This is a genomic window from Achromobacter sp. 1014246743, from assembly GCF_059760725.1.
Genome location: NZ_JCBANA010000036.1, coordinates 1 through 12202 on the forward strand (window position 1 = coordinate 1; position 12202 = coordinate 12202).

Here is a 12202-nt window from a genome sequence, read left to right on the forward strand (position 1 = left end):
AAAGGACGCAATCCGAGTGGGACAAACGGTTCTCGTGGGCTGGAAATTGTTTATAAGAGACGGCCCCGGGTTGATCTGAATCAACCGGGGCCGCCCCGCCACGCAATATGCACGCGCGTCTATTTTGTCGACGATATGGCCGTCATGCGCGAACGCACGTAATGCGCCACCCGTTCGAGCACCTGCGACAGGTCCGCGCGCAGGCTGTCAAAGCCCGCATTGCGTTCGCGCGTCACCTCGTCCATGTACAGCGGACGGCGAATCTCGACCTGCAGGCTATGGCGGTTCAGCGCCGGCTGGCCGATCTGCGCGATCAATTGCACGCCCTTGTACGGATCGTTGCGCGCCACCGTATAGCCGCGGTCGCGCAATTCGGTCTCGATCAGCGCAATGAACTCCGGTTCACAGGTGGTGCCGTCGCGATCGCCCAGCACGAAGTCGGCCAGCGGATGCTCGCTCTGGCGCCCCAGGCGCTCGTAGGCGTCGTTCGGCATCGAATGCAGGTTCAGGTGCCAGACCGCGCCGAAATCGCGCTGCGCGGTGTCAATCGCCCGCGCCAGCGCCGCGTGATAAGGCTCGTAGTACGCCTGGATGCGATGCCGCACTTCGGCCAGCGTCAGCTTGCGGTCGTAGATCGGCGTGGCCTTGTCCATGCGACGCCAGATCAGCCCCTTGCCCAGGCGCGTCTTTTCGCCGGGGTCCAGCGGCTCGGGCCAGGGTTCGGCCAGCAGTTCCGGGTCCAGGTCGCGCAGCGTGCGGTTGGGGTCGATGTAGACCCGCGGAAAATGCGCCGCGATCAACGTGGCGCCCAGCGCGGGGGCCGCCGACCACAGGGCGTCCACGTGCGTGTCTTCGCCCTGGCGCAGTTGCGCCAGGCTGGCGGCGGCATTGAAGTCGGCGGGATATTGCTCGCCGCTGTGCGGCGAATCGCAGACCAGCGGCAAGGCCGGCGCGGTCGGCGCGTGCACGGAAACGGCATGGAAATCGGCGTGTGTCATCGTCGGGGGTCGGGTTGACAGGCCTTAATCGGCCTGGATGTTGGCGGCCTTCGCGACCTTGGCGTAGCGCGCCAGGGCCTGCTCGATCTGGACCTTGAATTGCTGCGGCGTCGTGGGCATCAGCGTACCACCGACGTCCTCGGCCTTCTTGCGGAATTCCGGGTCCTTCATGGCCGCCTGCACCGCCTGGTTCAGGCGTTCCACCACCGCCGACGGCGTGCCCGCCGGCGCCACCAGGCCAAACCAGCCGCCCGTGCCCATGTCGGGATAGCCCAGCTCGATGTAGGTCGGCACGTCCGGCAGCAGCGGCGAACGCTCGGCGCCCAGCACCGCCAGCGGCCGCAGCTTGCCGCCCAGCACCTGGGGCAGCGTCGACGACAGGTTGTCGGTGATGGCGTCCACCTGCCCGCCCATCACGTCGTTCAGCGCCGGCCCCGCGCCACGGTACGGCACATGCAGCAGCTTGATGCCGGCCAGCATCATGAAATTCTCGATGTTCACGTGGCCCAGCGAGCCCACGCCCGGAGAGGCAAAGCTGTACTTGTCCGGCGAACCCTTGGCCAGCGCCACGAACTCGGCCATGTTCCTGGCCGGCAGCTTCGGGTTGATCGCGAAGATGCTCGGCACGGCCAGCACGTTGGCCACCGGCTCGAAATCCTTGACCGGGTCGTAGTTCATCTTGCGGTACACGGCCGGGTTCGACCCATGCGTGCTCATCGTCGCCATGCCTATCGTGTAGCCGTCGGCCACCGAACGCGCCACCTGTTCCATGCCCAGCGAGCCGCCCGCGCCGGCCTTGTTTTCCACCACGATGGTCTGCTTCAGGTCACGGCCGGCGTATTCGGCCACCAGGCGCGCCACGATGTCGGTCGAGCCGCCCGCGGCAAACGGCACCACCAGCTTGATGGGGCGCGAGGGATAGTCGGCGGCGGTGGCCGTGCCAGCGAAAGACAGCGCGGCGCAGACGCCGGCAAGCGCAATGCGCGCGGAACAGCCGAAAAGGCGGGACATGGAGCGACTCCGAAAAAGGTGCAGGTCGTGCTGCGAGGCCGCCAGTGTCCAAACTTTACGATCGCCTTTCAAACGACTATATTGCACGCCTTCATTACCTATGCTCATGCTAGGACCCGCGCTTGGCGGGTTCCAAGGACCGCCGCGCCATGCGCCTGCACTCGCCGTCCATGTCCGAGCTGCACGCCTTCATGACCGCGGCGCGGCTGGGCAGCTTCACCCTGGCCGCCGACCAGCTGTGCGTCACCCAGGGGGCCGTCAGCCGCGCCATCGCCCGCCTCGAAGCGCATTTCGGCCAACCGCTGATGCGCCGCAACGCCCATGGCCTGACGCTCACCGACACCGGCCGCAAGCTCTACGAAGGGGGCCTGGCGCCGCTACAGGCCATCGAGGCGCTCAGCGCCGAACTGCGCGCCGACAACCGCCGCCAGCGCCTCACGCTGGCCAGCGTGCCCACCCTGGCCAGTGCCTGGCTGGTGCCCCGCCTGCCCGACTTCCACCGGCGGCATCCCGACATCCAGCTGGGGTTTGCCACCTACCGCCGCAACGAGGACTTCTCGGGCGCCACGCCCGACGCCGCCATCCTCTCGGGCGTGGCCGGACAATGGCCCGGCTGGCAGGCGGACTACGTGATCGGTCGCGAAATGGTCGTCATCTGCAGCCCGGCCCGGCTGGCCGCCCGGCGCGCGGCCGGCCTGTGGGACCGCCCCATCGGCCTGCTCGGCGAACCCCTGCTCTACCACGCCAACGGCCCCGACAATTGGGCCCGCTGGTTCGACGCGGCCGGCGTGCAGCGCGACGCCATCACCCTGGCCAGCAGCTTCGAACAGGTCAGCATCCTGGTGCGCGCCGTCATGGCCGACATGGGCATCGCCGTCCTGCAGCGCTGCCTGGTGCAGGACGACCTGCAAGCGGGCCACGTGGCCTCGCCCTTTCCCGACCTGCGCGTCACCATCGCCCGCGGCTACCACCTGTGCGCCCCGCCCCAGCGGCGCGATCACCCCGCGCTGGCCTGTTTCCGAGAGTGGCTGCTCGACACCGCTCGCCAGGATCCCGAAGCGGCGATGCCGTAACAAAAACAAACGGGCCCCTTGCGGGGCCCGACACTTGTACTACGCAGGCGCCCTGGGCGCCGCCGGCCCTCAAGGGGCCAGCTTGAATCCCAGGTCCACACCCCACTTGTCCGTCTCGCGCAGCCACTTGGCGCCGCAGCTCAAGCAGCGGAAGTGGTCTTCGCGGCTTTCCTCGCGGCCCTTCTGTGTCGGGTTGGTGAATCCCTGGTGCCCCAGATGAGAATGCGGTGCAACGCCCGCAAGCCCGGGATTGATGCGTTGGCAAGCCAAGCACATAACGCTCATTGATGCTTCCCCACAAACATAGTTACCAAATTGTAAGGGATTTCACCAATGTTTTTCTATTAAAACCCGTCCCCGATTAGACAAAAATTGTTAACGGCGCAATTAAACAACGGCCGGCAGGGCCGCCAGGCAGGTCGCCAGGTGGTAGGGCGAGGTCGACGGCATGTCTGCGCGCACCACCTTACCCGCGCCATCCAGGCATTCGTACCACCCGCCGGCGTGCAGGAAGCGGGTCCGGAAATGCGCCAGCGCCGACGTCAACGCCGGCAGATCGCCCACCACCGCCAGCACCCGCAGGTATTCCGTCTGTGCCCAGACCCGGCGCGTGTCGTCCAGCACCGCGCCGCGCTCGTCCAGGGCGGCAATCACGCCGCCAGCATCGACCCCGTGCCCACGAGCCCAATGCACCCCGCGCGACAATGCGTCGGCCAGGTCCAGCCCGTCGAACACCTCGGCCGCGCCCCGCACCAGCGACAGCCATTCGAACTGGTGCCCCGGTTCGATGCGGTTGCCGGCCGCCCCTTGCGGCGCCTCCGAAATGCATTGCGTCGGGGCGCTCAGGAAAGCCTGCGTCATCGCCTGCGCCAGGCCACGCAGCCGCTGCGCGAACAGGGCCGGCTCAGCCACCTGCGCCGCGGCCAGATAGGCCTCGGTCAGGTGCATCATGGGATTTTGCGCCGGACCGCGCAGCACCTGGCCCCAATCCGGACTCAGCGCAGCGTGGTACAGCGAATCGGCTGCCTTGAAACGCGACTCGATGGTCTCGGCCGTGGCCAGCAGCAACTTGCGCGCGTCCGCATTGCGCGACCGGCGAAAATACGCCGCGCACGCAAAGACGATGAAGGCATGGGTGTACAGATCCTGCGTTTCGTCCAGCGGCCGCCCCTGGGCATCGATGCTGTAGCGCCAGCCGCCATGCGACTCGTCGCGAAACCAGTGGCGCAAGGAGGCAAACAGGCGGTCGGCATGCGCACCGGCCGCGGCACCGGGCGCCTCGGCATACCCGTACAGTTGGCGCGCGCAGGCCATGGCGCGATAGCGCTCGGCCGGCAAGGGCTGGCCGGTGGCCGCATCCAGGGATTCAAAGGGCAGACCCAGCACGTCATTGAAGCCTGGCCCGATCCACAGGGGCAGGATGACGGAGTCGAAATGCTCGCGAAAAGCGTTGATGTGCTCCGCCAGCGCGGAGTTGGTCTGTGCGGCAGTCATCTTTGAACGACGCATGCCCGATAAGGGCCGCTTGTTAGGGAGCAGCGACGATAACCTAAATTTACGTCGCCATCGTGCAAGCATCATTCGAAGCGTCATGCGCACACAGACCGGTACAGCCGTTCAGCTTCCTTCAAGGGCTTGTTGCCATGCCCTACCGGAAGATGTTTTCCTCGACCCAGTTCTGCGCGAAGATTTCCGCGCGATCTCGTGCCTCGTCCAACGAAGCGCAGTTGCCCAAGTGGGAAAACGCGGCATCCACTTCGGTGCCGCCCTCAGCCGTTACCGTCAGCAATACGCCATATCCGCCGGTATCCATGGCCGCTGTGGAAACGTCGATCAGTACTTCCTGGTCACGATGCTGCATGTGCTACCTCCCAGTCGGTTACCTAAACGCGTGAACCACGCGTGACGTAGCGGGTTGCAGAATTCCCGCGCAATGAATAGACCTGAAAACGTCACGCAAGTTCATCTTACCGGCGCGGACCCGCCCGCGATACGTCCGGACGCAGCCAAATCAGACAAACCGTCTCAGGAGATTCCCGTACAGCGCGCAAATAAGACTGAAAGTCGCGCAATACCGCGACAAAGTTCGCAAGAAACGCACTAATTCGACGCGTCGCGCGCGCAGCGATGCGTCACAAACACGTAGCGGGAAATGACGAAGCAGGACGGGATCGGCCAAATGCCCTAGGGCTGATGGCGCATAGGCGCTAGCGCAAATGCAGGGCGCCGGGTTCTTCCATGCGCAGGGACAGCTTGCCCTTTTCGGTGATGCGCCAGGCGCCGTCGGCATCGGCCTCGATGCAGCGCAGCGTTTGCAGCGCTTGCGCGACATGCGCGGGCACGCTGGTCTGGACGGCGCCCGGTTCCGAATTGTCGGCAACGATGCGCAGCCAATGACCCAGTTCGCCCTTCTCGAAACGATGCAATGCCATGCGTGGTAACTCTCAAATGAATACCGCAACGATAGCATGCCGCCCCGCGCAGCCCGGCCTGGCGGCCGCTATGACGGCCGCAATGCCAGGGGTCGCTTCATGCGCGCGGCCGCGGCCGAAGCGGCCACGCTCAGGGCGATCAAGCCCAGGCCCAATGCCAGGTCGGGCGAAATGCGTTCATGAAACACCACCGACGACACGATCAACCCGATCACCGGCACGCACAGCATGGCAATCGACGTCGCCACCGGCGGCAGCTTCTGCGTCATGCCCAGCACCACGATGAAGGTCAGCGCCGTGGCCAGCGGCCCGGTATACAGAATCACCGGCCACGCATCCGGCACGGCCAGAAAGGTCGGCGCCCCATCGCGCAGCCAGGCCAACGCCGCCAGCGGCACGGTGGCAATCGCGGTTTGCCACGGAATCATGTCGGCGCCCAAGCGCACGTGGCGGTTGCCGCGCAGCTGGATGATGTTGCATGCCCAGGCAAACGACGCGCCCAGCAGCATCACCAGGCCGATCACGGTATGCGCCTGCCACGGGCTGAATGCCGGCGCGACGATCACGCCGATACCGGCATAGCTCAGCGCCGTCGCACCCCACTGGGCCGCCGACAGGCGTTCTTTCAGCACCAGCGACGACAGCGGGATCACCCAGATCGACGTGGCGTACGCGATCACCGACGCGCGCCCCGGCGCGACGTATTGCAAGGCCCACAGCGCAAGCGCCGTAAACGCCCCCATCTGCAGCAACGCCACGCCCGCCACCAACGGCCATTCCTGGCGCGTCGGCAAGCGCAGCCGCCCCAGCATCGCCAGCACGGCCACGCTGATCAACGCAGCCGAGCCAAACCGGCTGGCCGCCAGCCACAGCGGGCTCATGTGCGCCAGCCCCAGCTTCATCACGGGCCAATTGCCGCCCCAGATCATGACCGCCCCCGCCAGGGGCAACAACTTGCGCAACGTGCTCTCGTGGCTCACAGCTACATCTACCGCTTGAATATTCCGTACATTGGCCGATTGGCCAAAGAAAGGAACAGTCTATAGGGTAAACCCCAGCATATTTCACCTCAATTCACCGCTATTCCATGCATACTCGGCACAAATGAACTGCCTACCTCGATACCACAGGTGACTTATGCCGGACATCAACCTGGATGCCACCGACATCCGCATTCTCAATGAACTCCAGCGCGACGCCCGCCTGACCAACGTCGAGCTGGCCGCGCGCGTCAATCTCTCGGCCTCGCCCTGCCTGGCGCGCGTGCGGCGCCTGGAAACCGAAGGCCTGATCGATCGCCGAGTCACGCTGCTCAATGCCCGCAAACTGGGCCTGAAGGTCAACGTGTTCATCCAGATCTCGCTGGACAAGCAACGCAAGGCCGCGCTGGACGTGTTCGAACGCGAAATCGCCGTGCTGCCCGAAATCATGGAGTGCTACCTGATGTCGGGCGATGCCGACTACCTGATTCGCGCGCTGGTGCCCGATGTCGATGCGCTCGAACGCCTGATCGTCGAACACATCACGCGCATTCCCGGCGTGGCCAGCATTCGCTCCAGCTTCGCGCTCAAGCAGGTGCTCTACACCACGGCGGTGCCGCTGGCCTGATGCGCGCTTGCGGTATCGCGCCGGCAAGCCCACAATGAAAACGTCCGCTGCCGCATTGAGCCGGCGGCGGCGCCCCCTCCATCGCTTAGCAAGGAGCACACCATGCCTGAAACCGAATGGTTCCCCGGCAGCACGCTACCCGATCGTCAGGGCTACTTTGAAGTGGCGTTCGACACCGGCGAAACCGAAATCACACGCTACGGCATCCTGGGCTGGGAACCCGCCGAAGAACGCGGCCATATCCTGCGTTGGCGCGGGCTGGACCCAAAAATCGAAGCCGCTGAAATCGAACGCGAAAGCGCGGTCCGCAACCACGGCGACGACATCCTGCGCTGATTCGCGCTCACGCAACCCAAAAAGAAACGCCGCGGTGAATGACCCACCGCGGCGTTTTGCATGGGACGCGAATCCCGAGGGGGCCTGATACCCCTTACATATCGATCTTCGAGATCTTGGTGCCTTCCAGCGACACGCCCGCCATCAGGCCGCCGTTGTTCAGCACGAAGCCCACGATCGGCTGTTGCGCCGTGTTGGTATCGATGCGGCCATTGGCGCCGATGTTGACCACGGCGACCGTGGCGTCGGCACCCACCGTCCAGCCGTTGCTGTTGCGGAACTTGTTCAAGGCGTCGTCCGTCATGAACAGCACGAACATCGCCTTGGACTGCGCGCCGGCCTGGAAGCCGATCGAGCCTGCCGTGGTGCTGTAGTAGCCGGCATTGGCGCCGCCCACACGCAGCACACCCTTGCCGTGCTGGGCACCGATGAAGAAGCTGCCGCTCAGCACGTCAGGGAAAATCAGCACGCCCTTGGCGCGCGCGATCAATTCCTTGGATTGGGGCGCGGCTTCGTACAGCTTGCCCAACGATGCGTTGGCCGCGCTGTTGATCGACTGCCGCTGCTCGGTCGCCGAAGCGGCCGACTTGGGCGTGGTGGTGGTGCAACCGGCAAACAGCAGGCCGGCTACGCCGATCGCCGCGGCAGCCATGCCAGCGCGGCGCAAGCGAGGAAAAGTGTCGAACATGGAACTCTCCTTGTTGTTGTCATCCAATAACCACTCTACCGGCCCCTGGCCAAGGCACAAGGCACATGTTGTGATAAACGAAACAAAAACTACACTGCCCCCAGCCAGAACCCGTTCCGAACCACAGACGGCATATATTGCAGGCCAATGCGGTACAGGAGTGCCCCGCAACATTTGGTAGGGCACGCCGCTTCTGGATACGGTGCGCAAACTGCCCCGTATCCGGCCGCGCTGGCGGCCGTGCGGCATCAAAGAATGCCGTAGCGAGGTTCGCCGGTCGCGGGGTCGACCGACACGATGCCGGACAACACCAGTTCCGCATGGCGCCGGGCCACGCCTTCGTCGGCAAAGGTCACGAACCGCGGCAGGGACCAGCGCTGCTGGAAGTCCGCATCGCCCGGACGGGACACGGCGATCTCGATCGCCAGGACGCCCGCATCCAGGCTGACCACTTCACACTTAACCTCGAAGCCGTCGATGTGACGCTGCGGCCACAAGTCCATTCCCGCACTCCTGAAATCTGCTTGTCCGGCCGCAATATGCCAAAAAAAAAACGGCTTGAAAAGCCGTGTTTTTCAGCAGTCAAACAGCACTAGAACAGCTAGTGCCGACGCATCTGGACAGGTCCGAAATCAGGCCGAAATCGGGCCGATTTCGGGTCAACGCGCGGGCGGATGGATCCACTGCGAATCCCACAAGGCCTCGCCCCGTTCAAGCGTTGCTGCCAGTTCCTTTTTACGGCGCAATGCCACGGCTGCCAAGAGCGCATTGCAGATCGACATGGCCGCCACATAGGAATCGAACGGCGATGCGCTGGAGGTGCGGGCCAGCAGCACGTGCTGCGCAAACGCGGCGGCCGGGGCGGCGGCCGAATCGGTGATCAGCACCACCTTGCCCCCCCGCTCGCGAAACACCTTCACGGCATTGGCCGCGGCCACGGAATAGCGGCGGAACGTAAAGGCCAGCAGCACATCCTGCTCATCCAGCCACAGCAGTTGGTCTTCGAGGAACAGCGGGCCCGAGGCGGTCATGGCCTTTACACCCGGCATGCACAGGTTCAGATACAGCGCCATGTGGCTGGCCAGCGGCGCGGCCTGGCGCAGGCCCAGCACATGCACCCGCGCCTTGCGCTGGGTCAATGCGCGCACGGCCGCTTCGAACCCCGCCACATCGATGGCGGCAAACGTGGCTTCCAGGTTGTGCTGGTCGTGCAGCAACGCATTCTGCAGGCATGCCTGGGCCGACGGATTGTCGACACTGACCGCATCCGCCCGTTCGCCTGGCGAGGCCAACATCGCCGTCACCTCGGCGCGCGCCTGCATCTGCGCCTGTGCATAGCTGTCATAGCCCAGCTTGGCCAACAGGCGCACGACCGTGGACGCGCTGGTGCCGACCTTGCGGGCCAGGGCCGTGGCCGATTCCAACAGGCCCTGCGGATAGCGCGACTGCATATCCTGGACCACCAGTCGTTCGGTCTTGGTCAGCTTCTTGTCGTAGGCAGCGATGCGTTGGTGCAGGTTCACGATGCGGGCGAACTCCATGACGCGGAGCCATGCGCCCGCCGCGGCGCGGCTAGGTGATAACCCCAAATTCAACAACGTTCATTGCAGACTATATTCCACTCTGCAATTTTCATTGCAGAATAGACTGAACCGTCCGTCACTACAAGAGAGCTTCATGACGCATCGATCCCAGGCGCCGTCGCCAGGCCGCCGCACCCTGCTCATGGCCGGCATGGGCGCCGCCCTGCTGCCGCTGGCCGCGCGCGCCGACACGTATCCCTCGCGCCCCATCAGCCTGGTGGTGCCTTTTCCTGCCGGCGGCTCCGTCGACCTGGTCGGCCGCCTCTACGCCGAAGCGCTCGGCAAGGTACTGGGCGTGACCCTCGTCGTCGAGAACCGCGACGGCGCCGGCGGCGCCATCGGCAGCCAACGCGTGGCGCGCGCCAAGCCCGACGGCTACACGTTGGTCGCCTCGTCGCAAAGCTCGCACCTGGCCAACCCCATCATGCACCCCAACCTCGGTTACGACCCGATCAAGGACTTCGCCTCGATCTCGCAACTGGCGCGCACCCCCAACGTGCTGGTGACCAGCGCCGAACTGCCCGTCAAGACCTTCGCGCAATTCGTCGCCTACCTGAAGGCGCACCCCGACGACGTGCACTTCGCCACCGCCGGCGTGGGCAGCATGGGCCAGCTCAATGCCGAACTGCTCAAGCACACCGTGCAGGTCAAGGCCGTGCACGTGCCCTATCGCGGCGGCGCGCCACTCTTGAATGCCTTGCTGGCCAACGAAGCCCAGTTCGCGCTGGACAACCTTGCGCCTTTCCTGCCGCACATCCAGACGGGCAAGATGCGCGCGCTCGCCGTGGCCGCGCCCAATCGCCTGGACTCGCTACCGGACATTCCCACTTTTGCCGAACTCGGTTATCCCGTGCTTAACTCGATGTCCTGGATCGGACTGGCCGCGCCCGCCGGCACGCCGCCCGAGATCGTGCAAAAGCTGCTGGCCGCCGTCCAGACCGCAGCCCGCGAACCCGCCACCGCGCAATCGCTGGAAAAAAGCGGCGCCCTGCCCCCTGAATTGCAGACGCCCCAAGCATTCACCACCATGATGTCGCAACGCCTGGCCTTGTACAAAGACCTGGTCGACCGCGCCGGCATCCGCCCCGAATAGGCCCCCTCCACAATGTCCAATCCCGCTTTCGCCCCCGACACCGCGCCGCTGGAAGTCCTGCCGCGCGACCTGTCCGCCTACCGCCAGGGCAACACCGGCATCGACTACGTGCACCGCTTCGAATCGGGCAAGCCCGGCCCGCACGTGCTCATCAACGCCTTGACCCACGGCAACGAAATCTGTGGCATGGTCGCGGCCACCCATCTGCTCGATACCGGCGTGCGTCCCAAGATCGGCACGCTCACCGTCAGCTTCGCCAACATCGAAGCCTATGAAGCCTTCGACATCGACAACCCCTACGAAAACCGGCAACTGGTTCACAACCTGAATCGCATCTGGTCGCCCGAATGGCTGGACGGCGCCGAGCAAAGCCCCGAACTGCGGCGCGCGCGTGAATTGCGACCCGTGCTGGACGCGGCCGACTATGTGCTGGACATCCATTCCACCCGCGCCCCCGTGCAGCCTTTCTGGGTCTACCCCGAAATCGACCGCAACACCGCGCTGGCCGCCGCCGTCGGCGCGCCTGCCGTGCAACTGGTGATGCCGGCCGGCCGCTTTCCCGGCACCGGCGTGCTCAACTACGGCCGCCACGGCGACCCCGCCTCGAACAGCGGCGGCGCCCTGGTGGTCGAATGCGGCCAGCACTTCGCGCAATCGGCGGCCGACCTGGCCACCGACGTCACGCTGCGCTTCCTGGCGCACCTGGGCCTGATCGATACGCCCGCCTCGGCCGCCCCGCCCCCGCCCGCCCAGCCCTTCCGCCTGCTGGAAGTGCACATGGTCAAGTCGGAAGACTTCGCCTTCGTGCGCCCCGTCATCGGTTTCGAAGTCTTCAACAAAGGCGAACTCATCGCCATCAACGCCGGCGAGGAAATCCGCTCACCGTGCGACCACTGCACGATCTTCATGCCGACCCGCATGCCGATCGTCGGCCGCGAAGGCGTCTACCTGACCGAGCCCATGTAAATGTGGGAGCCCCATCCCTGGGACTTGAACGACCCTGCCGCCGGCCTTCAGCGGCAGGGCTTCGAAGCCCGGGCGGGCGTGCCCGTCGACTGGCAGCGCATCGCCTACGACGACTTGCCGCCGGCCGGCCTGTTCGGCTTGACGCGAGACGAACTCATCTCGGCCGATGCCGTCTGCCACGCCACCGTGCAGGGCGAGCACTGGCTGCTGATCCAGCTGGTCTGGCACGGCTTTCCGGATCCGCCCGAATGGGGGCTGTGGACGCGGCCGCAGGATGCGGCAGACGTCCCCTGGCAACCCTGGGGGTTTTTCGACCCTGCGCCGCCCGCGTGGCGCCTGCCGCCGGAACCCGTCAGATCACGCGCGTCCGTGCGTGACTGACACCGGGCGCCTCGCCGAGTGGCCACGCCACGA

At 65.4% G+C, this 12202-nt stretch carries 16 protein-coding genes; 6 read left to right on the forward strand and 10 right to left on the reverse strand.

Translation table 11 applies throughout. From position 1 onward, the window contains the following. Window positions 1-119 precede the first annotated feature (119 nt). Together AC6LJ2_RS16340 and AC6LJ2_RS16345 are read right to left on the reverse strand one after the other, a co-directional pair. The gene (locus tag AC6LJ2_RS16340; RefSeq protein WP_498151750.1) at window positions 120-998 is read right to left on the reverse strand and encodes an N-formylglutamate amidohydrolase; all 879 of its coding nucleotides are present in this window, start codon (window positions 996-998) and stop codon (window positions 120-122) included. 24 nt (window positions 999-1022) lie between these two features. Next, on the reverse strand, window positions 1023-2009 hold the full coding sequence (locus tag AC6LJ2_RS16345) for a Bug family tripartite tricarboxylate transporter substrate binding protein (protein WP_263914795.1): 987 nt from the start codon (window positions 2007-2009) through the stop codon (window positions 1023-1025). 149 nt (window positions 2010-2158) lie between these two features. Between AC6LJ2_RS16345 and AC6LJ2_RS16350 the strand changes: the two genes are divergently transcribed. After that, window positions 2159-3082 carry a LysR substrate-binding domain-containing protein gene (locus tag AC6LJ2_RS16350; protein ID WP_445659143.1) on the forward strand — a complete coding sequence of 308 codons (924 nt, stop codon included), beginning with the start codon at window positions 2159-2161 and terminating at the stop codon, window positions 3080-3082. A gap of 69 nt (window positions 3083-3151) precedes the next feature. Here AC6LJ2_RS16350 and AC6LJ2_RS16355 read toward each other — a convergent pair whose 3' ends face one another. From AC6LJ2_RS16355 to AC6LJ2_RS16375, 5 genes are all read right to left on the reverse strand, one after another. Beyond that, complete coding sequence (locus AC6LJ2_RS16355) at window positions 3152-3367, reverse strand: hypothetical protein (RefSeq protein ID WP_025135384.1); 216 nt, start codon at window positions 3365-3367, stop codon at window positions 3152-3154. Window positions 3368-3469: 102 nt separating this feature from the next. Continuing rightward, window positions 3470-4576: an AGE family epimerase/isomerase gene (locus tag AC6LJ2_RS16360; protein WP_498151751.1), complete on the reverse strand. Its 1107-nt coding sequence runs from the start codon at window positions 4574-4576 to the stop codon at window positions 3470-3472. A gap of 154 nt (window positions 4577-4730) precedes the next feature. Beyond that, complete coding sequence (locus tag AC6LJ2_RS16365) at window positions 4731-4943, reverse strand: hypothetical protein (protein WP_006218759.1); 213 nt, start codon at window positions 4941-4943, stop codon at window positions 4731-4733. Between the two features lie 346 nt (window positions 4944-5289). Then, entirely contained in the window at window positions 5290-5514 is a 225-nt protein-coding gene (locus tag AC6LJ2_RS16370; protein WP_263914793.1) for a hypothetical protein, read from the reverse strand. A gap of 68 nt (window positions 5515-5582) precedes the next feature. Next, entirely contained in the window at window positions 5583-6476 is an 894-nt protein-coding gene (locus AC6LJ2_RS16375; RefSeq protein ID WP_498151752.1) for a DMT family transporter, read from the reverse strand. A 175-nt stretch (window positions 6477-6651) separates the two neighbouring features. On the opposite strand from AC6LJ2_RS16375, the gene AC6LJ2_RS16380 reads away from it, so the two are divergent. Both AC6LJ2_RS16380 and AC6LJ2_RS16385 read left to right on the forward strand, forming a co-directional pair. Further along, on the forward strand, window positions 6652-7122 hold the full coding sequence (locus tag AC6LJ2_RS16380) for an Lrp/AsnC family transcriptional regulator (RefSeq protein ID WP_025135380.1): 471 nt from the start codon (window positions 6652-6654) through the stop codon (window positions 7120-7122). Window positions 7123-7224: 102 nt separating this feature from the next. Next, complete coding sequence (locus AC6LJ2_RS16385) at window positions 7225-7458, forward strand: hypothetical protein (protein ID WP_025135379.1); 234 nt, start codon at window positions 7225-7227, stop codon at window positions 7456-7458. A 94-nt stretch (window positions 7459-7552) separates the two neighbouring features. Here AC6LJ2_RS16385 and AC6LJ2_RS16390 read toward each other — a convergent pair whose 3' ends face one another. From AC6LJ2_RS16390 to AC6LJ2_RS16400, 3 genes are all read right to left on the reverse strand, one after another. Then, window positions 7553-8146 carry a BPSL1445 family SYLF domain-containing lipoprotein gene (locus AC6LJ2_RS16390; RefSeq protein WP_445658647.1) on the reverse strand — a complete coding sequence of 198 codons (594 nt, stop codon included), beginning with the start codon at window positions 8144-8146 and terminating at the stop codon, window positions 7553-7555. Between the two features lie 248 nt (window positions 8147-8394). After that, entirely contained in the window at window positions 8395-8649 is a 255-nt protein-coding gene (locus AC6LJ2_RS16395; RefSeq protein WP_445658646.1) for a hypothetical protein, read from the reverse strand. A 156-nt stretch (window positions 8650-8805) separates the two neighbouring features. Further along, the gene (locus AC6LJ2_RS16400; protein ID WP_498151753.1) at window positions 8806-9687 is read right to left on the reverse strand and encodes a MurR/RpiR family transcriptional regulator; all 882 of its coding nucleotides are present in this window, start codon (window positions 9685-9687) and stop codon (window positions 8806-8808) included. 136 nt (window positions 9688-9823) lie between these two features. Here AC6LJ2_RS16400 and AC6LJ2_RS16405 point away from each other — a divergent pair, with 136 nt between their 5' ends. From AC6LJ2_RS16405 to AC6LJ2_RS16415, 3 genes are read left to right on the forward strand one after another with little or no spacing between them, the layout of a single operon-like run. Next, on the forward strand, window positions 9824-10822 hold the full coding sequence (locus AC6LJ2_RS16405) for a Bug family tripartite tricarboxylate transporter substrate binding protein (protein WP_263914789.1): 999 nt from the start codon (window positions 9824-9826) through the stop codon (window positions 10820-10822). 12 nt (window positions 10823-10834) lie between these two features. Further along, on the forward strand, window positions 10835-11788 hold the full coding sequence (locus AC6LJ2_RS16410; protein WP_445658645.1) for a M14 family metallopeptidase: 954 nt from the start codon (window positions 10835-10837) through the stop codon (window positions 11786-11788). Next, window positions 11789-12169: a hypothetical protein gene (locus AC6LJ2_RS16415; protein ID WP_498151754.1), complete on the forward strand. Its 381-nt coding sequence runs from the start codon at window positions 11789-11791 to the stop codon at window positions 12167-12169. The last annotated feature ends 33 nt before the right edge of the window (window positions 12170-12202 follow it).

Coding starts and splice junctions, on each gene's coding strand:
- AC6LJ2_RS16390 (WP_445658647.1), bottom strand. CDS start 8,146: ATGTTCGACACTTTTCCTCGCTTGCGCCGCGCTGGCATGGCTGCCGCG.
- AC6LJ2_RS16395 (WP_445658646.1), bottom strand. CDS start 8,649: ATGGACTTGTGGCCGCAGCGTCACATCGACGGCTTCGAGGTTAAGTGT.
- AC6LJ2_RS16405 (WP_263914789.1), top strand. CDS start 9,824: ATGACGCATCGATCCCAGGCGCCGTCGCCAGGCCGCCGCACCCTGCTC.
- AC6LJ2_RS16365 (WP_006218759.1), bottom strand. CDS start 4,943: ATGCAGCATCGTGACCAGGAAGTACTGATCGACGTTTCCACAGCGGCC.
- AC6LJ2_RS16400 (WP_498151753.1), bottom strand. CDS start 9,687: ATGGAGTTCGCCCGCATCGTGAACCTGCACCAACGCATCGCTGCCTAC.
- AC6LJ2_RS16410 (WP_445658645.1), top strand. CDS start 10,835: ATGTCCAATCCCGCTTTCGCCCCCGACACCGCGCCGCTGGAAGTCCTG.
- AC6LJ2_RS16385 (WP_025135379.1), top strand. CDS start 7,225: ATGCCTGAAACCGAATGGTTCCCCGGCAGCACGCTACCCGATCGTCAG.
- AC6LJ2_RS16370 (WP_263914793.1), bottom strand. CDS start 5,514: ATGGCATTGCATCGTTTCGAGAAGGGCGAACTGGGTCATTGGCTGCGC.
- AC6LJ2_RS16380 (WP_025135380.1), top strand. CDS start 6,652: ATGCCGGACATCAACCTGGATGCCACCGACATCCGCATTCTCAATGAA.
- AC6LJ2_RS16340 (WP_498151750.1), bottom strand. CDS start 998: ATGACACACGCCGATTTCCATGCCGTTTCCGTGCACGCGCCGACCGCG.
- AC6LJ2_RS16350 (WP_445659143.1), top strand. CDS start 2,159: ATGCGCCTGCACTCGCCGTCCATGTCCGAGCTGCACGCCTTCATGACC.
- AC6LJ2_RS16360 (WP_498151751.1), bottom strand. CDS start 4,576: ATGACTGCCGCACAGACCAACTCCGCGCTGGCGGAGCACATCAACGCT.
- AC6LJ2_RS16415 (WP_498151754.1), top strand. CDS start 11,789: ATGTGGGAGCCCCATCCCTGGGACTTGAACGACCCTGCCGCCGGCCTT.
- AC6LJ2_RS16355 (WP_025135384.1), bottom strand. CDS start 3,367: ATGAGCGTTATGTGCTTGGCTTGCCAACGCATCAATCCCGGGCTTGCG.
- AC6LJ2_RS16345 (WP_263914795.1), bottom strand. CDS start 2,009: ATGTCCCGCCTTTTCGGCTGTTCCGCGCGCATTGCGCTTGCCGGCGTC.